Below are 22028 nucleotides of genomic sequence, written 5' to 3'. Positions count from 1 at the left end.
CGACTGCGTCGGTAAAGCACAGCGCCAACACTGGCGGTTAAATGCACGGCGCGCCGCCAGCACGTTCGCCGCTGATTCAAAGGAAAACTGATGCTCGTAGGTACACGCGCCCTTTCACGTCGAACCCGGTGGGCCGATGGTCTCTTATGGTGCCTTGCCGTACTGGTGTGTCTGGTGCAAATCGTGCCGTGGTCGCCCGACATGCCGCAAGGTGGTCTGGATGGCTCCTGGCGTTATGCGCTGGAAGAAGGCTTGTCCAACGGACTGGAACTGGGGCGCGACCTGGTGTTCACGTTCGGTCCGTATTCGTCCGTTTATACGCACAGTTATCACCCGGCGACGAACACGCTGATGATGTCCGCCAGCCTGTACCTGGCGTTGTCTTTCGCCCTTGTGTTGGGCTTGTTCATCGATGGCGGGCGCCGGGGCTGGTTTTTATGCTTGCTGGTGGTGCTGGCGGGCGGTGTGTACTTTAATGACTCGGTGATGTTTTTGTTGCCCTTGCTGGTCGGACTGCAGGTGTTCCAGCGCTGGCGGGAAGGCGGGCGTCGTGAAGCCGGCCGCAAAGCGCCGTGGCTATTGGTCGTGCTGTTTGCTCCGCTCGGCTTGCTACCGTTGGTAAAGGGAACCTTGCTGGTACTGTGCGCGATGGTGACCGTGCTCAGTGCCGGCTTTCTGTGGGCGCAGCGGCGCCGCATGTTGGCATGCATCTGCCTGTGTACGCCTGCTGTCACGCTGATAGCGTTGTGGCTCGCTTCCGGTCAGCCATTGTATGGTTTACCGCCCTTTTTCAAGGGCATGTGGGCCATTGTGTCCGGCTACAACGATGCCATGTCGTATTACGGCGTCCTGCGCGAGTCCTTACTTTTCGTGATTGCCATCGTCACGTTGTTGTGGGCAGTAGCACGCTTGCCAGGGCTGGAGCGAAATGCCAGGGTATTCCTGTTCCTGTTGTATGCCGGCATGCTGTTCATCACGTTTAAAGCCGGGTTTGTACGCCAGGATATCCATACGATGATCGCCAGTACCACGTTGTTGATGGCGGCAATCGGGTTGAATATGGTCGTCACCAACCGGCGGGTGGTTGTGGCTACCGCCGTGGTCATGCTGCCGTGGCTCATCATTGACCACTATTATGGGCATACTACGCCCGCCAAATGGGTCCACACGGTCGACCGTGAATTTTCGTCGGCATGGAACGGCGCCGTTCGTCGCGCGCGCGAGCCCGGCTGGCCGCGTCCGCAGTTTGACGCGGCGGTGGCCGGCTTGCGGACCCAGGCGGCGCTACCGGTTTTGCCCGGACGCAGTGACATCTATTCTTATAACCAGTCGCTGCTGATCGCTTCTGGCAACCAGTGGGCGCCACGACCGGTGCCACAAAGTTATTCGGCGTACACGCCGTACCTCGCAGAACGCAATCGCCAGTATCTGTTGGGTTCAACGGCGCCGGAGAACATTTTTTTCAGCGTCGAAACCATCGACCGGCGCGTGCCGGCACTCGACGATGGCCCAAGCTGGCCGGTGTTGTTATCTGACTACCGGCCGGTCAGTTTTCAGAATGGCATGCTGGTCCTGAAGCATGACGTGGCCAGCGCCTACCAGCCTGCGGCGACACTGCCTGGCAGCAGCTATCGGTTTGGCGACGTGGTACCGGTTCCCGCCGCAGGCGCGTGGTTTGTCCGGTTCGATATCAAGCCGAGCTTGTCCGGGCGGCTGCTCGCGCTGGTCTTTCGCACCAGCCAGATCGAATTGCGAATCCATACCAGCGACGGAAAGCAGCACGACTATCGGCTGATCGCCGGTATGGCCCGGGCGGGATTTCTGCTGTCGCCACTGGTCGAAACGACCGCCGACTTTGCCGCTTTGTATGATGATGGGGTGAGCATCGGGGGCAAGCGCGTTGTGAACATCAGCTTGCACACCGCGCGCGGTTTTCAGTGGCTGTGGCAAGACGAGTTCGATATGCAATTAACGCCGGTGCCGTTGGTGAGGCGGGCCATCGCGCCATAAGCCGTATGGTCAGGCGGTCTTTTTGCCGTAGCAATGCGGGCACGACACCTCGTACACGTATTCCGGCGCCAGTTGCTGGCGCGGCGTAACCACGGCGCGGCAGACAAAACACTGTACCGTTTCGGTCGGCTGCAGTTGCGGATTGAGTGCGGTGCGGTAGTCGAACACAAAGCAGTCGCCGTTGTAATGGGCGCCGCCGACTTCCTCAAAGTATTTCAAGATGCCGCCGTCGAGCTGGTACACGCTGTCGTAGCCGATTTCCTTCATGTGGATGGCAGCTTTTTCGCAGCGGATGCCGCCGGTGCAGAAGGTGACCACGGTCTTGTCGGCGAAGTCTTCCTTGTGCGCGGCGATCACGTCCGGGAACTCGGTGAACTTGGTGATGCGGTAGTCGACCGTGTTGGTGAAGGTGCCGACATCGACCTCGAAATCATTGCGGGTCTCGACCATCACGACCGGCTTGCCGGCGTCGTCATGGCCCTGGTCGAGCCAGCGCTTGAGCGTGTGCGGGTCCACCGACGGCGCGCGGCCGAGCTCGGGTTTGATCAGGGGCATGCGCATGGTGATGATCTCGTTCTTGATCTTGACCAGCATGCGCTTGTGCGACTGTTCTTCGGAATAGCTGTATTTGACCTCGATGTCGGCAAAGCGCGGGTCGGCGCGCAGCCAGGCTAGGTAGGCGTCGATGTCGGCCGGAAGGCCCGACAGGAACATGTTGATGCCTTCCGGCGTGAGCAGGATGGTGCCGCGCAGCTTGCGCTCCTGGCAGACGGCCTGAAAACGCGGACGCATGGCCTCGGTATCATCGAAGGTGATGAATTTGTAGGCGGCGATATTGACGTAGCGGCCGGCGCCGGTCTGGACTTCAACGGCGTCCGTCGGGACGGGCGCCTGGTGGGGTGTGGTTTGCATGATTGCCAAGAAAATCGATGTCGTTCAGCCGGTATTATAAGCGTTCGGACGTGGGTCCAATCGCCGTGCCGGTCGGCGGCGCTGCAAGTGCCTGTGCGAGCGCGGCCGAGCCGCACAGCAGGCGGTCGACGGCCATGCCAGTACGGCAGCCGTTGCCGGCGCGACAGGCGACAGTACGACAATGGCGCAGCCGTTGGCTGAGCGCGCCGCGTCGGCTTCCGGCGTCGTGGCCAGCAGGTCGATCAGGGTGACGCCGTCCCACGTCATCGGGAACTGTACGGTGGCAGGCTTGCCGGGCGCGGGATAAAGCTGCGGGAATTCATCGTGGCGGAAAAATGCCAGCCTGGAAACCGGCGGCACGGGTAGGGGAACAGGGCATGATTATAGGTCAGCATCACCGTCTGCTGCCCTGTCGCCTTGTAGGTTGCGCTAAGGCATCAAAACAGATTAATTAACGGGAACAATGTTTATTTAAAGAATGAATTCGTGTCGATAATTTTTACACGAGCAATTTTGTTTTGTAAAATATTAACGTCAAGTCATTGATTAGTAAGAATAGTTTGCATGTGGCATAACAATTGCTTAAGTGTTATTCATTCCTTCCACCTAGAATGAGACACTTGATGATCCGCCCTATCGCTTTCCTTACCCTGGCTCTTGCCGCTGGTTTCGCTGCTGCAGCACCTGTTTCCACCGACGGTACCCTGATCAGCAACAAAAACGGAACGTTCACCACCAATTCGAATACGGCAGCGGTCTACACGCTGGCCGAAAGCCAGTCCGGCGCCATCGTGATCGATTTCAAGTTCTCGTACACGGGCACGGTCGACAACAACGATTATCTGGGCGTGTGGTTCGGCAACACCGGCAATGCCAAGGCCTACGAAGGCCCGAGCATCGGCTTCAAGGCCAATTGCGGCTCGCTCGACAGCGCCGTCAGCAGCTGCACCAATGACCTGTACATCCGTACCAGCGGCGTCGGCGGCGAGTTCCTTGCCGGCAGCGCTCTGGAAGCAGGCATGTCGTATCACGTGTTCGGCCATCTGTACAAGAGCGGCAAGAACGGCGATGCGTATGACAGCTTCGACGCATGGCTGAACCCGACCGAAAACGAAATGAGCAAGTTCCTCAACCCTGATGCGACGACCTATGGCAAGTCATCCCTGACGTCGTTCAACACGGTCGGCATTCGCACCAACACCATCGACAAGGGCCTGGCGGTCAGTGTCAACGAACTGAATGTGAACGAAGTTCCGGAGCCAGGCACCCTGGCGCTGATGGGCCTGGCACTGGCAGGCATGGGCAGCATCGTGCGCCGCAAGCGCGCCTGATTCTGCCTCGCCCGGTCGCACTTGCGGCCAGGGCAGGCATGACCTGAACAACCCCGCACGCATGCGCCTGCGGGGTTGTTTCTTTTTCGGTCAGCCATTTCCACGCGCTGATCGATGACCGGGGCAACGCCTGCAGCGCACCGGTCCGGCAAGGTAAAATACGGGGATGACTTCCCCGACCTTCACCCATCTGCGCATCCACTCCGAATACTCCATCGTCGACGGCCTGGTCCGTATTGACGAGCTGGTCAAGGCGGCGGTCAAGGATGGGCAGCCGGCGCTCGCCGTGACCGACCTGGCCAACACGTTTTGCCTGGTGCGCTTCTATAAAGAGGCGCGCGGCAAGGGCGTCAAGCCGATCGTCGGGGTCGATGCCTGGATTACCAACGACGACAACCGGGACAAGCCGCATCGTCTTTTGATTCTGGCTAAGAACCACACCGGCTATCTGCAGCTGTGCGACCTGCTGGCGCGCGCCTGGCTTACCAACCAGCACAAGGGCCGCGCCGAGCTGCGCGCCGAATGGCTCGAAGCGCTGGCCACGTCCACGTCCACGCTCAATCCCGGGCAGTCGCAGGCCAATGGCCTGATCGTGCTGTCGGGCGCGCACTTTGGCGACATCGGCCAGGCCATCGAGAACGGCGACATCGCCCGCGCCGAAGCCAATGCCGCGCGCTGGGCGCGCGTGTTCCCCGGCCACTTCTATATCGAGATCCAGCGCGCCGGCCAGCTCAATCAAGAGCAGCAGGTGCGCCACTCGGTGGCGCTGGCCGGGCGCCTCGGGCTACCGGTCGTGGCGACGCACCCGGTGCAGTTCCTCGACAAGGACGAATACATCGCCCACGAAGCGCGCGTCTGCATCGCCGAGGGCGAAATGCTGGCCAACGCCAAGCGCGTGCGCCGCTTCAACGAGAACATGTGCTTCAAGTCGCAGGCCGAAATGGCCGAGCTGTTCAGGGACTTGCCGGGCGCACTGGCCAACTCCGTCGAAATCGCCAAGCGCTGCAACGTCACGCTCACGCTGGGCAAGCCGCAACTGCCGAACTTCCCGACGCCGGGCATGACGATCGATGAATTCCTGATCGCCGAGACCAAAAAAGGCCTGGAAGACCGCCTGCTGCAGCTGTACCCGAACGAGGCCGAGCGTGAACGCGAGCGCCCGCGCTATGAGGCGCGCCTGGACTTCGAGAACCAGACGATCATCAACATGAAGTTCCCCGGCTACTTCCTGATCGTGGCCGAGTTCATCCAGTGGGGCAAGAACAACGATGTGCCGATCGGCCCGGGCCGCGGTTCGGGTGCGGGCTCGCTGGTGGCGTATGCGCTCAAGATCACCGATCTTGATCCGCTCAAGTACAACCTGCTGTTCGAGCGTTTCCTGAACCCTGAACGCGTCTCGATGCCCGACTTCGACATCGACTTTTGCCAGGAAAAGCGCGAACTCGTCATCCAGCACGTGAAAGACCTGTACGGGCGCGATGCGGTCTCGCAGATCGCGACCTTCGGCACGATGGCGGCCAAGGGCGCGATCCGCGACGTTGGCCGCGTGCTCGATTTCGGCTACAACTTCTGCGACGGCATCTCCAAGCTGATTCCGTTCAAGCCGGGCAAGCAGGTGTCAATTGCCGAGGCAATCGAAGAAGAACCGATGCTCAAGGAGCGCCTCGAGAACGAAGAAGAGGTCAAGACGCTGCTTGAACTGGCGCAGAAGGTCGAAGGCATCACGCGCAATATCGGCATGCACGCCGGTGGCGTCTTGATCGCGCCGGGCAAGCTCACCGACTTCTGCCCGCTGTACACGGCTGGCGGCGATACCGGCGTGGTCTCGCAGTACGACAAGGACGACGTGGAGGCCGTGGGCCTGGTCAAGTTCGACTTTTTGGGCCTGACCACGCTGACGATCCTCGATCGCGCGGTCAAGTACATCAAGCAGCTCGATCCGGCCGAAAGCGAATTCGACCTGGCCAAGCTGGCACTGGACGACCGCGCGTCGTACAAGCTGCTGTCGGACGCCAAGACCGTCGCGATCTTCCAGCTGGAGTCGCGCGGCATGCAGGGCATGCTCAAGGATGCACGGCCCGACCGCTTCGAGGACATCATCGCGCTCGTCGCGCTGTACCGCCCGGGCCCGATGGACCTGATCCCCGACTTCTGCAAGCGCAAGCACGGCGAAAAATTCGATTATCCCGATCCGCGCACCGAGTCGATCCTGTCCGAGACCTACGGCATCATGGTCTACCAGGAGCAGGTGATGCAGATGGCGCAGATCGTCGGCGGCTACTCGCTGGGCGGCGCCGACATGCTGCGCCGCGCGATGGGCAAGAAAAAGGCCGAAGAAATGGCCGAGCACCGCGAGATCTTCCGCGCCGGCGCGGCCAAGGATGGCCTCACCACGGCCAAGGCCGACGAGATCTTCGACCTGATGGAAAAGTTCGCGGGCTACGGCTTCAACAAGTCGCACGCCGCCGCCTACGCGCTGCTGTCGTACCACACGGCGTACCTGAAGGTGCACCACACCGCCGCGTTCATGGCAGCCAACATGTCCCTGGCGATGGAAGACACCGAGAAGATCAAGATCCTGGTCGAGGATGCAAAAGAAGTCTGCAAGCTCACGATCCTGCCGCCGGACGTCAACGAATCGCAGTTCCGCTTCACGCCGGAGGGCGAGGCGCGCTCGAAAACGGGCAAGCAGGTCACCAATATCCGCTACGGCCTGGGCGGCGTGAAGGGCGCGGGGCAGGGCGCGATCGAGGCGATCATCGCCGCGCGCACGGCAGGCGGCAAGTTCAAGGACCTGTTCGACTTCTGCAACCGGGTGGACCGCAAGCAGATCAATCGTCGCACGATCGAATCGCTGATCCGCGCTGGCGCAATGGACGCGTTCGGCGTGGATCGCTCGGTGCTGCTCGCATCGGTGTCGTTCGCGATGGAAGCGGCCGGCCAGGCTGCAGCGGCCATCAACCAGGTCAGCCTGTTCGGCGGTGACGATGCCGACCTGGTCGCGCCGCCCGAGTACGTGAAGGCCTTGCCATGGACCGACCGCCAGAAGCTGTCCGAAGAAAAGATCGCGCTCGGCTACTACCTGTCGGGCCATATGTTCGACTCGTACGCGCAAGAAGTGCGGCGCTTTGCCAAGACGCGCATGAAAGACCTGGAGCCGTCGCGCGATCCGCGCATGATGTGCGGCGTGATCTCGGGCATCCGCACGCAGATGACGCAGCGCGGCAAGATCCTGATCGTGGCGCTGGACGACAAGACCGCCGTGCATGAAGTGACGGTCTACAGCGAAGTGTTCGAGGCCAACAAGAACGCGTTCAAGGAAGACGAATTTTTGCTCGTGGTGGGCAAGGTGTCGGAAGACCGCTTCAACGGCGGCCTGCGCATCACGGCCGAGAAGGTGTTCGACCTGGCCACGGCGCGCATCCAGTACGGCCACAAGCTCGAGATGGACCTGGACAAGTCGGTCAGCGCGGCGCGTCTGGCCGAGATCCTGCAGCCGCACCGGGTGCATGACGGGATGCCGGTGAGCCTGCGGCTGCAGACACAGGATATTCCGTTCACCGTGCAACTGGGCGACGACTGGCGCGTGGCGCCATCCGATACGCTCAAGGCGGCGCTGGAACTGTCGCTGGGCGCGAAGGATGTGGCGGTGGAGTACTAGCGCGCATTCGGGCGACGGCAGATCGGCCTTTGGCCACATCCTGATCTGCCGCACCAGCACTATCGGCGCCGTCGTCCTGACGCTGCCGCTGGCCTTGCTGGCGCTGCCGAAGGTGGAAAATCTGTGCGGCCGGCTCGATCTTGACGAACTGCTGGCCCTGATCGGCGCCTGCGATGGTCTGGTGGCCTGCAGCACAGGCCCGATGCACCTGTCGGCAGCGCTGGGGCGGCCGACGCTGGCCTGTTCCCACCGATCAAGCCGATGGATCCGGGCCGCTGGGGGCGCAGGCCGAGGTGGCAGCGCGGTGCGGGATTGCCTTAGGTGTGGACCAGCAATAAGGCTTGTCACGAAACTGGCACGCCTTTGCATCAGTATAGTGATGTCGAGATAGCCCCCGACTCTGCGGACACAGCCTGTTGGTAATTCCCGATTGATGAAACTATGTCGCTGTCGTGTGGGATAATTAACAGCCTGAAAAATGCGACTGATTTCACACATACGGGCAAGGGCGCCCAATCTTGGGTTGAAACCAGGTCAATGTCCACTTTCCTGCTAGTCAAGATGACGGTCACAACAGGAATTCTGAGCATTTGAAGTAAGGCTGAAGACATGATGGAAACCAAGACGATACCAATCCACCAACTACCTGTGGAGCTCGATCGCGATATATTTCTCAGAACGCTGATACGCGAGCTCGCCGGTACGCTGGAAGATGTCGTCGGCTTGGACGAAGCTTCAGGTTTTGTCAGTGCAGTTGGTCAGCGCATTGGCGACCAAATCAATCTCAGTTACCGGTCGTCGCTGGGCGTCGAGCTACTATCGAAGCAACAAGTGGCGGAAGTATTGGTGGATCTGAAACGAAGAATTCAAGGTGATTTTTTCATTTTAGAGCAAACCGATGAGAAGATTGTATTCGGCAATCGCGTCTGCCCTTTCGCCGAGAAGGTGATCGGGCGACCGTCGATGTGCATGATGACGTCCAATGTCTTCGGTACCATCGCAGCAGAAAACCTGGGCTATGCCAAAGTCGCGCTCGAGCAGACGATTGCTGAAGGCGATCCTGAATGCCGCGTGGTGGTGTACCTGAAACCGCAACCGGACGCGCACCATGTCGACGGGCGTGAATATTTTTCCGGCTGAGTCGCCCCCGATGGATACACGTTCGCAATTCGAGGACCTGGCTGATCTCTTGCCAGAAGCGATGCTGCTGGTCGACATGGATGGGTTGATTCAGGCGACCAATGCGGCTGCAAGACGGCAGCTGGGCAAGCTGGATATCGAACCGGGACTGACAGCCTTGGCAGCGCTGTGCATCGAGCCGCCGCAACAGGTGGCGGAGTATCTGCGCAATTGCCGCCGGGTTGTCGCACTCATGCCCGCAACGCTGACCTTCCGCTTACCTTGCGGCACTGCGCTTCCCTTGCGTGCCCAAGGGGCGCGCTTCGCCCCGGGCGCACAGCCGACATCGTGCTGGGTGCTATTGCGGCTCATTCCAAAACACGCGGCCGAAAGCCGTTTTTTGGCCATGAATCGGCAGATCGAGAAACTCGCGCATGAAATCGATCTGCGGCGCCGCGCTGAACTCGAATTGATCGAGCAGCGCGAGTGGTTCAGGGTTACTCTCGCAGGTATCGGTGATGGCGTGATCGTCACCGATATCCATGGGGCCATCAGCTTCCTGAACCCCGTTGCGGAATCCCAGACCGGCTGGAACCTCGCAGACGCCCTTGGTCGACCCGTTGAAGAAGTCTTCCGTATTGTCAATGAGGAGACAAGAACTGCGGTTGAGAATCCGGTGAGAAGGGTACTTGCGGAGGGGGTCATTGTCGGGCTGGCGAACCATACCATCCTGATCCGGAAAGACCACTCAGAACTGCATATCGATGATTCGGGCGCACCCATTCGCGATGCACACGGAACACTCATCGGCGTCGTGCTCGTGTTTCACGATATCACCGAGCGTTGGCGACTTGAGCAACAAGTCAGGGCCCGGAAGGTTGAACTCGAGGATGAGCACCGACGCAAGGACGAATTCCTGGCCATGCTTGGGCACGAGCTCCGAAATCCGATGTCGGCCATCAAGAACGCCCTTGAACTGCAGCGACTACCAAACGCAAGCAACGAGGCGCTCCAACGTGCCGGCGGTGTGCTGAATCGGCAGGTCAAGCACCTGACGCGACTGGTGGACGAACTACTGGATATGTCCCGGATCTCCAGCGGTAAAATAAATTTGCATCGCGAAGTGCTCGATATTTCCCTGGTGATTCACAGTGCACTGGAACTGGTTGAGCCGATGTTGCATGAAAAACGCCACGTCCTTTTCACTGACCTGGCGGCGGAGAGTTTACTGGTCAACGGCGATCTTCACCGATTGATACAGGTGATCGGTAACCTGTTAAACAATGCGGCGAAATACACGCCGCATGGCGGCACGATACATCTGGCGGCCACGAGAATCGACGACGCCGTCGAAATTTCTGTCCGGGACAACGGCGTGGGTATTCCGCTCACGTTATTGCCCCGTGTTTTCGACATCTTCACGCAATCCGAACGGACACTGGCCCGTTCCGAAGGGGGATTGGGCGTGGGTCTCACCGTCGTCCATCGACTGGTAGAACAGCACGGCGGCGCGGTTACCGTCCATAGCGACGGGCCTGGTACTGGCAGTGAATTCCGTATTCTTCTTCCGTTGGTGCAGCTACTTTCCGGGCAACCGTCAACGCCGCATTCGTCTCCCGCCATGCCTGGTGTCAGAAAGATGTTGGTGGTTGACGATAATCAGGATGCCGCAACCATGGTGGCCGAGTTGCTTCGCGCGTTCGGCAACGAGGTATCGGTCGCTTTTGATGGGCAGGAAGCGATATCTTGTTTTCATCAGGTGCTGCCAAGCGTCGTCCTGCTGGATATCGGCTTGCCCGGCATGGACGGGTATACGGTTGCACGCACCCTGCGCGCCAACGCTGCTCTGAGAAATTTCACCCTGATTGCGTTGACTGGTTACGGTCAACCAGAAGATATCCGCAAGTCTTACGACGCGGGATTTGATCATCACCTCACCAAGCCCCTGGACATCAGCAAGTTGCTCGATATTCTTGCCACGACCCCGGATACGCAAGTGCTGAACTAACCAGCTGCCCGTGCTGGTTGTGTCGCGGCGTTCAAGAAGCAAATGCCGCCCGATTCGATTGACGGTTTCATCGCCACGTCATATTGAAAAAATAAGCTTGTCGGCTCTTACATGAACGGAGCTGGCATGACTTCATCGCATTCGCGTCGCACTTTCCTGGCCCAGGGTGGGGCATTGGTGGGCAGTTCGGCATTGGGCGGCACCCTGCTGCTCGGGGGCTGCGGCGGCAGCAGCCATGCCGCAATCGGCGTCAGTGACAACGAACGGCCGAAGATGCCGTCGGGGATACAGTTTGGCGACATCACCGATCAACGGGCGATCATCTGGAGCCGCAGCGACCGCACTGCGCAGATGATCGTCGAATACGATACCAGCGAGCACTTCAACAATGCCAGCCGCATTGTCGGCCCCACGGCCACCGACGCGACCGATTTCACGACCCGTGTCGATCTGGGCGGCTTGCCGACCGGTCAGACGGTTTTCGTGCGCGTACGCTATGTCGATCCGAATAATGCGAAGATCGAAAGCGAAACCATCTCGGGCCAGTTCAGGACCACGCCGGCGGCCGATGGCACCCGTGCCGTGCGGTTTCACTGGAGCGGCGACCAGTGCGGCCAGGGCTGGGGCATCAATACCGATTTTGGCGGCATGAAAATCTATGAAGCGATGCGGTTGCGCGACCCGGACTTTTTCATCCACAACGGCGACACGATTTATGCCGATGGACCGATCCTGGCCCAGGTGACGGCGGAAAACGGCCAGGTCTGGCGCAATGTCGTCACCGAAGAAGTCAGCAAGGTCGCTGAAACACTCAAGGAATACCGTGGCCGCCATTCCTATAACATGCTGGATGCGAACTTTCGCAAGTTCGCTGCCCAGGTGCCACAGATCTGGCAATGGGACGATCACGAAGTCACCAATAACTACAGCGCCGCCAAGGATTTATCGGGCGACGCACGTTACACCGAAAAAAGCATTGCCACGCTCACCACGCGCGGCCGGCGCGCCTTCCTCGAATATGCGCCCATGCGCTATTACAAGCAGAGCGAACCGCAGCGCATTTATCGCACCATTTCGCATGGCCCGCTGCTCGACGTCTTCATCCTGGACATGCGCAGCTACCGTGGTCCGAACAGCGCGAATCTGCAAACCGGGGAAGACGCCAGCTCGGCGTTTCTGGGCAGTGTACAGGTGGAATGGCTGATCGCCGGCTTGAAAGCCTCGAGCGCAACGTGGAAGGTCATCTCCGCCGACATGCCCATCGGCCTGAACGTCGGCGACGGCAAGAACGCCCGCGGGGAAGACGTCTGGGAAGCGATCGCCAACGGCAACGATGGCGTCCCGCTCGGGCGCGAACTCGAAATGGCGCGCCTGCTCAGCAGTATCAAGGCCATCCCCAACGTGGTCTGGATCACCACCGATGTGCATTACTGCGCCGCGCACTATTACGATCCGGCCCAGGCCCGTTTCACGAATTTTTCACCATTCTGGGAATTCGTTGCCGGCCCGATGAATGCCGGTGCGTTCGGTCCGGGCGTGCTCGACAAAACCTTCGGCCCCACGGCGGTCTTCTCGAAAAGCCCGCTGATCCAGAACTCCTCGCCGTTTGCCGGTTACCAGTTCTTTGGTGAAGTCAATATCGACCCGCGCAGCAAGGCGATGAAGGTCGAGCTGTTCAATCTGGACGGCGTCTCGCAGTTTGCGCAGACGCTGCCGGCCTCGGGCGTGTAAGGTCTGGCCGTCAGCCAGCCAGATCAGCTGACGGCAGCATGTTCACGCAGACGGATGCGCGCCTGCGTGGCGCTGGCGCTGGGCGCGAAGGACGTGGTGGTCAGTATTGAACGCGCAGTGAGCGAAGGAGAGGGATGGGCGTTGCACCGCCGGGCTTCGACCGGACCTGCGGATGCTTTCGTCTATAATGCGCTCTCTTTTACGCGCGGTTCGCGTGCTTGTTCAATGATGACAGAAAAAAACATTACGCCCGAACCTGCTGGCGGTCGCGCCCGCAATGCGGCGAGCTGGCTCATGTTGCTGTTCCCCGCGTCGGTTCTGACCACCAGCTTTGGCGTGCATCTGACTCTGTTGATCGTGGTGCTTTCGCTCGCCTTCCTGGCACGGCGCGGCCTGGCACGGTTCTACGCGGCCCATGTGCGCGAGATCAGATGGATCGCGCTGGCCTTTGGCGGCTATTTTCTGGTGACCCTGCTGCGCATGATCTGGTTCAGCGATTCCGTCGGCACGCTCGACGGTCCCTCGCGGCTCCTGCTGGCCTTGGGCTGCATCGGTTTTGTCGGCATCTTGCGTCCCAATATCCGCATGTTCTGGATCGGCATGGGCATTGGCAGCATCGGGGCCGCGCTGATCGGTGGCTACCAGTGGTTCGTGCTCGGCGAAGCGCGTGCAATCGGCGCCACCCACCATGCGATCAGCTTTGGTGACATTGCGGTGGCCATGGGCGTGATGTCGTTCTGCGCGCTCAACGACTTGCGCAACACGCGTGTGGCCTGGCTGCCGATAGTGGGTTTGCTGTGCGGCGCGCTGGCGGCATTGTTTTCCGGCTCGCGCGGGGCCTGGCTCGGACTGCTGGTGGTGCTGTGGCCGATGCTCAAATACGGCAGCCACCTGCATGGCAAGACCATCCGCTACACTGTCGCCCTGATCCTGGTCGCCTGCGTCGGGGCCTATATGACGCCGCAGACAGGCGTGGCGGGCAGGATGAACAACGCTGTGTCCGACATCGAGCGCTACAACACCCTGAACGACGCCAGCACGGCCGTCGGCATCCGCCTCGAGTTGTGGAAGGCATCGGCAATGTTGATCGCCGAGCATCCGTTGATCGGCGTTGGCCGCGACGCCTTCCACGGCGAGCTGCAGGCGCTCGAGCGCGAAGGGCGGTTGCAGAAGTCGCTCGCCCTCACTTACAGCACGCCGCACAACGACGTACTCAATACACTGGTCACTGGCGGGTTGCTCGACCTGAGCTTCCTGCTCCTGATCTACGTCGCCCCGTTCACTTTTTTCATGCGTACCCTGCGCAACGGTCCGCCAGCGGCCGCCGCCCCGGCGCTGGCCGGCACGCTGCTGGTGATCTGCTTCATCGTGTTCGGGCTGACCGACGTCATGTTCTGGCTGATGCTGACCAAGGTGTTCTACGCCACCATGGTCGGCGTACTGGTCGGCTTCTGCCTTGCTGCCAGGTCGGCGCCAGCGCCGGTAACGCGCATTTCTTCCCATGATCGCCATGCGTCCATCACTTGACCGCATCCTGATCTGCCGTACCGACAACATCGGCGACGTCGTCCTGACCCTGCCGCTGGCCGGCTACCTGAAAACCCGCTTCCCGCAGGCGCGCGTCGACCTGCTGTGTCGCGCCTACGTGGCGCCGGCGATGCGTCACTCGCGTTTTCTCGACCGCGTGATCACCCTCGAAGAAGCGGGCGAGCCGGAAGCTTTCTTCAAGCAGGGCGGCTACGACGCGGTACTGTTCGCCTTCCCCGATCGCCGTCTGGCAAAAGCGGCCAAGCGCGCGCGGGTGCCGCAGCGGATTGGCACCAGTCACCGGCTGTACCACTGGTTCACCTGCAACCGCCTGGCCCATTTCAGCCGCGTCAAATCGAACCTGCACGAAGCGCAGCTGAATTTTTTGCTGCTGCGCCCGCTCGAAATCGACCACGTGCCGGCATTGGACGAGATCCCGGCGCTGTACGGTCTCGCAGCACCGCAACGGCCTGCAGTCGACGCGCTGTTCGAGAGCGGGCGGCGCCACATCATCCTGCATCCGAAGTCCAACGGCAGTGGGCGCGAATGGCCGCTTGGTCACTTCACCGCATTGGCGCGCGAATTAGAGGCTGATCCGGAGATCCGCCTGTTCGTCACCGGCAGCGCCGCAGAAGGCGCCCTGATCGCGCAGCAGGCGCCGGAGCTGCTGGCCCTGCCCAACGTGGAGAGCGTCTGCGGCCGGCTTGACCTGGATGGCCTGCTGGCGCTCATCGGTCGCTGCGATGGCCTGGTGGCCAGCAGCACCGGGCCACTGCACCTGGCGGCTGCGGTGGGCAGTCGTGCGCTCGGATTGTTCCCGCCGATCAAGCCGCTCGACCCTGGCCGCTGGGGCCCGCTCGGAACGCGCGCCGAAGTGCTGTGCGCCGACCGCCCCTGTGCCGGCTGCAAGGACGCGGCAACCTGCATCTGCATGGCGTCCATTACCCCGTCACAAGTGGCCGCACGCCTGCGCGCCTGGGTACGAACCTAAAGACAATCAGGCTACAACGTGGAAACCAACGTCATCGTCAAACGCCTGCTGGCGCTCGTCAAACCTTACAAATCGCGCGCCGCACTGGCGCTGTTGTCGATGGCGATCACCGCTGCGACCCAGCCGCTGCTGGCCAAGGCAATGCAGCTGCTGTTCGACCGCGGGTTCGAAGAGCGGGTTTCGTTCAGCCTGTGGCTGATTCCCGCCGTGCTGGTGTCGATCTTCGTGCTGCGCGGAATCGGTACGTTCGGCACCGCCTACTTCAACAACTGGGTGCTCTCGCGCGTGCTCAACGACATGCGCGCGATGGCCTTCGAACGCGTGCTGCGCCTGCCGGTCGCGCGCTACCAGGACGAGAGCACCGGCAAGATCATCAACACGGTCGTCAACGACGTGCGCCAGGTGGTCGACATGATCCAGTCGGTGTTCGTGGCCTGCGTGCGCGACGTGCTGGTCGTCATCGGTTTGCTCGGCAGCCTGCTGTACCTGAACTGGAAGCTCACCTTGATCGCCATCGTCGTGATTCCGCTGACCGCCGTCATCGTGCGCACGACCACCAAGCGCCTGCGCAACCTGAACCGCGAAAGCCAGCGCGTGACTGCCGAAATGACCGGCGTGGTCGAGGAAGCCGCGCGCGGCCACCAGGTGATCCGCGTGTTCGCCGGCGAAGCCTACGAGCGCCGCCGCTTTCATCAGCGCAGCGTTGCATTGCGCGGCTTTTCGCAGCGCATGACGGTGGCCTTTGCCGCCACCACGCCCATCACGCAGATCGCGACCTCGCTGGCGCTGTCGCTGGTGGTCGTGCTGGCGATGCAGGCCGATATGACGGTCGGCGAATTCACGCAGTTCGTCACCATGATGCTGATGCTTCTGACGCCGCTGAAATCGCTGGCCGAAGTGAATGGTCCGATGCAGCGCGGGATGTCGGCCGCCGAGACGGTGTTCGGCATCATCGACGCCGAGCCGGAAGTCGATACCGGCAGCCGTGAACTGGGCCGCGCCAATGGCCACCTGGTGTTCGAGCAGGTCGCGTTCCAGTACCCGAATGCGGCCGGTCCGGCGCTCGACAATGTCTCGCTCGAGGTGTTGCCGGGGCAGACGGTGGCGCTGGTGGGGGTGTCGGGTGGCGGCAAGTCGACCTTCGTGAATCTGGTCACGCGCTTCTATGATCCGCAAGTCGGGCGTGTGCTGCTCGACGGCGTGCCGTACACCGACATCAAGCTCGCGTCGCTGCGCAGCCAGCTGGCGATGGTGAGCCAGAACGTGGTGCTGTTCGACGACACGCTGGCGGCCAACATCGCCTACGGCGCCGAGCACATCGACCACGAGCGCCTGGCCGGCGCGATCCGCGCGGCGCACCTGACGGACGTCGTGGCGCGCCTGCCGGAGGGCATCGACACGCGTATCGGCGAAAACGGTTCGCGCCTGTCGGGCGGCCAGCGCCAGCGCGTGGCGATCGCCCGCGCGATCTACAAGGATGCGCCGCTCTTGATCCTGGATGAAGCCACGTCGGCGCTCGATAACGAGAGCGAACGCGCGGTGCAGTCAGCGCTCGACACGTTGATGGCAGGGCGCACGACCATCGTGATTGCGCACCGCCTGTCGACGATCGAGCGGGCCGACCGGATTGTGGTGATGGAAGCCGGGCGCATCGTGGAGCAGGGCACGCACGACGAACTGCTGGCCATGAAGGGCATGTACGCGAATCTGTACTATCTGCAGTTCACGGCCGAGAAGAAACAGCCCGTTTCGCCTGCTGCGTAACGTGGACGGCTATGCCGTCCACGCGGTGATGGTTGGCCGCCAGACCGCTGAGAAATCAGCACCCCACATCAAGCCAACAAGATCAGCGCGCGTAATGCGCTGCTTCGCCGGCCTGCCGGATCCCCGCGCCGCCGGCCGCTTCCTGCACTGCATGCGCATAGCGCTGCAGCGCATCGTCCAGCGACGGCAACAGCAGCGCACGTTCGCTGCCCAGCGCACTGAATGCCGGGCGCTGCGCGGGATAATCCAGAGCGTCAGCCGCAACCTCCTGCAAGCCGTCCGCTGACATCCCCGCTGCCGCGCAGGCGCGCCGCGCCAGCTCGGCCCAGCTCACCGCGTCGCCATTGGTCAGGTGCCAGATGCCGCGCTCGCGGTCGATCATGAGGTCGAGCGCGACCTTCACCAGATCCGGCACATAGGTCGGCGAGACGATCATGTCGCCCGCAGCCTGGAACGGCTCGCCATTGGCCAGCGCGCCCAGCGCCTGGGTCACGAAGTTGTGCCGGTCCCATGGCCCGAAAAACGCGCTGGTGCGGATCACGAGTGCCTGCGGATCGGCATCCAGCACGCGGGTTTCAGCGTCCAGCTTGCTGCGTCCGTAGACGCCCAGCGGATTGGTCGCATCGGATTCGACATACGGTGCGCCCTTGGCGCCGTCGAACACCAGGTCGCTCGAGAACGTCATGAAGCGCAGCGCATGGCGCATGCATGCCAGGGCCAGCACGGTCGGGCCCAGCGTGTTTTCGCGCATGCAGCGCTCGCTGTCGGTCTCGGCTTCATCAACCCGCACGAAGCCGCCTGCATTGATGATCGCCCACGGCTTGAAACGCACGATCGCCGCGTCGACCGAGGCCGGGTCGGTGATGTCCATCTCTTGCCGGGTGAGTGCGTGGCAGGCCAGGTTGCGCGCTTCGCAGATGCGCTTGAAGGCTGCGCCGAGCGTGCCGGTCGCACCCGTGATCAGGATCGGCTGCACGGGCGCCGACTTGAACTGGCTGCGTACGGCGATGTCGGCCACTGCCGTGCGGGTGGCCACGGGTTTGCACCAGAAGCGGCCCGGCCGGCGCCACCAGCCTTCGCCCTGCAGGACGGGATTGGACAGCGCGCGCTTGCTGGCCAGTTCGCGCATCAGGGTTGCCAGCGCGGTAGGGCGGGGCGTGGGCGAGCGCACGTCGAACGGGCCTGGTTCGTAGTAGCCGTGGCAGGCGGTCACCAGGCTGTTCCAGTCGAACGAACCCAGCAGCGCCCAGACCGTGACCGCGCGGATGTCGGCGCCCTGCTGGCGCGCCTTGAGTGCGGCATTCCAGATTTCGACCAGCCAGCGCAACTGGTCTTCGCGGTTGGCGTCGATGTGCGCTTCGGTGATCGCGATCGGGATGCCGTAACGTTCCCAGGTTTCCATCAACAGCGGGGCGATGCCGGGCGTGGGCGTGGCCAGCGCGCGTGGCGCCTCGATGTCGGCGTGCGCCACGCCCCGGTAGGTGTGACGGTGGCTTTCGGGATAGCGTTCAGGGCGATGGTCAAGCCAGCGCTCGCTGGTGACGTAGTAGTTCACGCCGATCACATCGGGCGGGCACGGGTTGTCGCGGAACCAGCGCAGCTCGTCGGCGGTGGCGCCCGAGTCGAGCAGGTAGTCCCACAGCTTGTGGCCCGTGTCGACCATCCCGCACAGCAGATCCCAGGCGAGCCAGCGGCGCTCGTTGAAGTAGTTCGCGATGTCCTGCATCTCGGGCGTGCCGTAGGTCTTGGACAGATCGTCGGTCTGGACCAGCTTGGCGGCAGGATTGACGGCGCGGATCGCGCGCATCGACAGCACCGTCGCGCGGCACTGGATCAGCAGGGCGCGGATGAACGTGGCTTCGTCGCCGCCATGCGGGTACCAGACACCGGCCAGACCCGAGAAGCGCGCCGTGGTGCAGATCTCGTTGACGGGCGTGTAGTGCTCGACCCACGGATAGCGGGCGGCCACGGCGCCGGCATATTCGGCCAGCTGGTCGGGGAAGGCGGGATCGACGAGGCTCGTGTGACGGGGGCCGCTGCCGTGGTGGATCAGGCCCACGATCGGATTGACACCCAGGTCGCGCAGGGCCGGCAGGCGCTCGTCGGCCCATGACCAGTCGGCCTTGTCGATGCCGTCGGGCGCCGTGCGCTCCCACAGTACCGGGTAGCGGATCGCCTGGATGCCAAGCGATGCGAAGCGTTCAATATCTTGCAGGCGGCCAGCGTGGCCGTTGCGGTCCATCTGGCTGAAGTAGTCGTCGCGAACGCGGTTAACCGTGCATTCGAGCCCGCCCCACAGGGCGAGGTCGGGCTGGGAATCGGTGCGAAGAGTCATGAAAGCTTACCTGCATAGTGAACATGACAACAGACTAACGGTCGCACGGTACTCACTATGTTAAGTGGTTCACATAGCGGGCAGATTTCGGACCAGTCCTACTTTCTAACGGGGTTTTTTTGGGTAGCGTGCCCATTCTGCTGATGAGAACTATTTCAGGCGACAATGTGCTAACTCACAATGCAGGAGAAATCAATGTACATGGTGTATTGGACAATTGTGGATGGCGCGGCCACCCACCCACATGCGCAGGGCTTCGACACGACCGAGATGGTGCCGGCGATGGGCTTCATGGAGGCGCTGCGCAAGCGCCAGCGCGATGGCGAAGGCATCCGCTTCATCACCATGTGCTCGGAGCATCCGGACGTGGTGGGCCATCCCGGCGTGGACGTCACGGGCGCCGATTACAGCTGGAAGAAGCGGCGCAGCTAGCGCGATGGATCGTTCATGCCGGTCAGGCTCACGACCTGGCCATCGGCGCGCACGACACCGTTCTGCAGCACGATCGTCGATGCGCGGTTCACGTCCGGCAGCTTGATGGTGATGGTATCGCCACGCTGCGCGATGCTGCCTTGCGCGGCGCAGGTGCCGAACAGCGGCGTGGGCGTGACGCCGGATGCGTCAGTGAGCAAAAAGTAGAACAGCGTCTCGCAACTGTTGCCGCGGCCGCCGCTGCTGGCGATCAGGATGGCTTCTTTGCCGCCCGACAGCGTGAAGCTGCGCAGCGGGAACTGCCAGCGTGCATCCTCGCCCGTGAACAGGGCCTGGCCATCGAGCAGCAGCGCGCCAGTGCCATCGGCGCCGGTCTTGCGTTCCAGCTGCCCGGCCACCGTGCGCAGCGACGTCGGCAGGTTGTCGGCATTGCTGTCCAGGATGCTACCGCCGGCGAGCGGCGCAGCATTCGCTGCCTGGTCGGCGGCGCGCTGTACCTCGTGCTCGCGTGTCGTGTAGTCCTGATATGCAGGGGCGGCGATGGCCGCAAGGATACCGATGATCGCTGCGCCCACCGTGATGCCGACACCCCATTGCGACCACTTGCGCTGGACGCGGTTGAAGTGCTCGAGGCTGTCCCACTGCTTGTTTTTCCAGGCCATTTCGCGGCCCTTGAATCCCAGCCAGAACGCCATGATCCAGCCGACGTACGGCACCAGCGCCAAGAGACCGATCCAGCTGCGGTTGCCGATGGCCCAGATCCAGTTCAGGAAGAATGCGCCCCAGCTCCAGCCTTTCACACCGTCGGGAATGCCACCATCGTCGGCGCTGTACAGCGACGCTTTGTCGAGGTTGACGGAGGCGGATGCATTGACCGTCGCCGCCTTGCCGCAGACAGCGCACGCAGCAGCATCCGGCGCCATCGGGGCGCCGCAGTGAGAACAGAACATGGGGAGGCTTTCCTGAAAGTGGTGAGGGCACAGGACGATTATAGCGATCGTTGCCCTGCAGGAAACTCACCCAATTCCACGGATCAAACCTTCAGGGCGGCAGGCTGTGCCAGGCTCCCACGGCGCTGCTCAGCCCGTACTACCGCCGGCCTGGCGCTATTGCTGGCACCGATCATGGCCTTGAAGATGCGCGGCATCGTTCCGATCGCAAGCTGATACACGGCCACCAGGATGGCGCTCACGATCAGCGGCGCCATCATCCAGTAGACCGGATAGGGGATGGCGCTGCCGTACCGGCCATACAGGATCCAGGTCAGCATCAGGATCGGTGCATGGCCCAGGAACAGGAAAAAGCTGTATTTGCTCATGCCCGCCAGCCACACGCCAAACCGCGTGCTGGCCGCCCAAGCGGTTGCGGGCCAGAGAAGGAATGGCGCAGCCAGGCGCAGGTACGTCGTGTCTTCCATCCGGAAATGCAGGGTGGCGAGACAGGCGAGCAGGAAGGTGACGAACAGGATGCCGGCGTGGCGGTCGAGGCAGCGCAAGTCCCACGCCCGCACTGCTGCCATGCCGCCAACGTAGAACTGTACCGCCATCAGATTGCGCTGCAGCAGATGCCCGTCGAAATCGCCCATGAAGACGACCGATACGAGCACCAGTCCGGCCCAGGCGGCCTTGCGCATCAACCAGCCAAACACGGGCGCCAGCAGGATCAGCACGATCAGGTCGCGCAGAAAATTCAGTGGGTAATTGATGGGCGAGTCAGTCAGGCCGAACGCTGCATTCAACCAGCCTGTTGCATCGAACGGCCACAAGTTGGCTGACAAATGCATGCCACCAAACATCTCGGCGCCCAGCGCCACGGGCGCCAGTGGCAGGTTAAAGCACAGGAAGGGAATCAGGATCGTGCGCGCCTTTTTGGTCAGGCAACGTACCGGTTCCTGGTCAATGCAGGATTTGAACAGCAGATAACCCGAGATGACTGTCAGGACCGGCACGCTGGCGCGGAACACGGCAAGCTGGAAAAAGGCCTTGATCAGGTCAAACCAGCCATCGCCGATGGCCGACATCGGTACATAGGCCGGCGTGTGCAACATGATGACACCGAAAATCATGACAATTCGCAAAAACGCAATGCGGTCACCGGTTGCATGGCCAAGTGTCATCAAATGCCTTTCGGTTACATGGTGTTGGGTCGGTCATCCAAGTGCAGCCACGGGGCGTACATGCCACTTGGTAACAAAATAACAACCAACA

15 protein-coding genes are annotated in these 22028 nt (G+C 61.9%); 11 read left to right on the top strand and 4 right to left on the bottom strand.

The window, feature by feature from the left end:
* The first annotated feature begins 90 nt into the window (after positions 1–90).
* A complete protein-coding gene (locus AC56LH_RS15540) occupies positions 91–2010 on the top strand; it encodes a hypothetical protein (RefSeq protein WP_499647473.1) in 1920 nt (639 codons plus the stop codon).
* Positions 2011–2019: 9 nt separating this feature from the next.
* Here the strand turns inward: AC56LH_RS15540 and AC56LH_RS15535 are convergent, their stop codons facing one another.
* Positions 2020–2922, bottom strand: coding sequence for a sulfurtransferase (locus AC56LH_RS15535; RefSeq protein ID WP_499647471.1), 903 nt, complete (start codon positions 2920–2922; stop codon positions 2020–2022).
* A gap of 623 nt (positions 2923–3545) precedes the next feature.
* On the opposite strand from AC56LH_RS15535, the gene AC56LH_RS15530 reads away from it, so the two are divergent.
* From AC56LH_RS15530 to msbA, 9 genes are all read left to right on the top strand, one after another.
* Positions 3546–4253: a PEP-CTERM sorting domain-containing protein gene (locus AC56LH_RS15530; protein ID WP_499647469.1), complete on the top strand. Its 708-nt coding sequence runs from the start codon at positions 3546–3548 to the stop codon at positions 4251–4253.
* A 166-nt stretch (positions 4254–4419) separates the two neighbouring features.
* Entirely contained in the window at positions 4420–7914 is a 3495-nt protein-coding gene (gene dnaE / locus AC56LH_RS15525; RefSeq protein ID WP_499647467.1) for a DNA polymerase III subunit alpha, read from the top strand.
* Positions 7895–8305, top strand: a complete 411-nt coding sequence (locus AC56LH_RS15520) for a glycosyltransferase family 9 protein (protein ID WP_499647465.1) — start codon at positions 7895–7897, stop codon at positions 8303–8305. Before dnaE ends, AC56LH_RS15520 begins: the two co-directional genes overlap by 20 nt.
* Positions 8306–8523: 218 nt before the next feature.
* The gene (locus tag AC56LH_RS15515; protein WP_499647463.1) at positions 8524–9054 is read left to right on the top strand and encodes a methanogen output domain 1-containing protein; all 531 of its coding nucleotides are present in this window, start codon (positions 8524–8526) and stop codon (positions 9052–9054) included.
* Positions 9023–11041 carry a PAS domain-containing hybrid sensor histidine kinase/response regulator gene (locus AC56LH_RS15510; RefSeq protein WP_499647462.1) on the top strand — a complete coding sequence of 673 codons (2019 nt, stop codon included), beginning with the start codon at positions 9023–9025 and terminating at the stop codon, positions 11039–11041. The genes AC56LH_RS15515 and AC56LH_RS15510 overlap by 32 nt, the downstream gene beginning before the upstream one ends.
* A 126-nt stretch (positions 11042–11167) precedes the next feature.
* Positions 11168–12772: an alkaline phosphatase D family protein gene (locus AC56LH_RS15505; protein ID WP_499647461.1), complete on the top strand. Its 1605-nt coding sequence runs from the start codon at positions 11168–11170 to the stop codon at positions 12770–12772.
* A gap of 54 nt (positions 12773–12826) precedes the next feature.
* A complete protein-coding gene (locus AC56LH_RS15500; RefSeq protein WP_499647460.1) occupies positions 12827–14299 on the top strand; it encodes an O-antigen ligase family protein in 1473 nt (490 codons plus the stop codon).
* Positions 14283–15290 carry a glycosyltransferase family 9 protein gene (locus AC56LH_RS15495; protein WP_499647458.1) on the top strand — a complete coding sequence of 336 codons (1008 nt, stop codon included), beginning with the start codon at positions 14283–14285 and terminating at the stop codon, positions 15288–15290. Before AC56LH_RS15500 ends, AC56LH_RS15495 begins: the two co-directional genes overlap by 17 nt.
* Before the next feature lie 18 nt (positions 15291–15308).
* Positions 15309–17054, top strand: a complete 1746-nt coding sequence (msbA, locus tag AC56LH_RS15490; RefSeq protein ID WP_499647456.1) for a lipid A export permease/ATP-binding protein MsbA — start codon at positions 15309–15311, stop codon at positions 17052–17054.
* An 82-nt stretch (positions 17055–17136) separates the two neighbouring features.
* On the opposite strand, the gene AC56LH_RS15485 is transcribed toward msbA, so the two are convergent.
* Complete coding sequence (locus AC56LH_RS15485; RefSeq protein WP_499647454.1) at positions 17137–19389, bottom strand: family 1 glycosylhydrolase; 2253 nt, start codon at positions 19387–19389, stop codon at positions 17137–17139.
* A 195-nt stretch (positions 19390–19584) separates the two neighbouring features.
* Between AC56LH_RS15485 and AC56LH_RS15480 the strand changes: the two genes are divergently transcribed.
* Positions 19585–19821 carry a hypothetical protein gene (locus AC56LH_RS15480; protein ID WP_499647451.1) on the top strand — a complete coding sequence of 79 codons (237 nt, stop codon included), beginning with the start codon at positions 19585–19587 and terminating at the stop codon, positions 19819–19821.
* On the opposite strand, the gene AC56LH_RS15475 is transcribed toward AC56LH_RS15480, so the two are convergent.
* Both AC56LH_RS15475 and AC56LH_RS15470 read right to left on the bottom strand, forming a co-directional pair.
* A complete protein-coding gene (locus tag AC56LH_RS15475) occupies positions 19818–20771 on the bottom strand; it encodes a zinc ribbon domain-containing protein (RefSeq protein ID WP_499647449.1) in 954 nt (317 codons plus the stop codon). The genes AC56LH_RS15480 and AC56LH_RS15475 overlap by 4 nt on opposite strands.
* A gap of 83 nt (positions 20772–20854) precedes the next feature.
* Positions 20855–21937, bottom strand: coding sequence for an acyltransferase family protein (locus AC56LH_RS15470; RefSeq protein ID WP_499647447.1), 1083 nt, complete (start codon positions 21935–21937; stop codon positions 20855–20857).
* Positions 21938–22028 lie beyond the last annotated feature (91 nt).

Source organism: Telluria sp. LT1R51-2 (genome assembly GCF_059685775.1).
The sequence above is the reverse complement of the archived record's forward strand: the minus strand, read 5'-3'. Positions and strand labels throughout refer to the sequence as shown.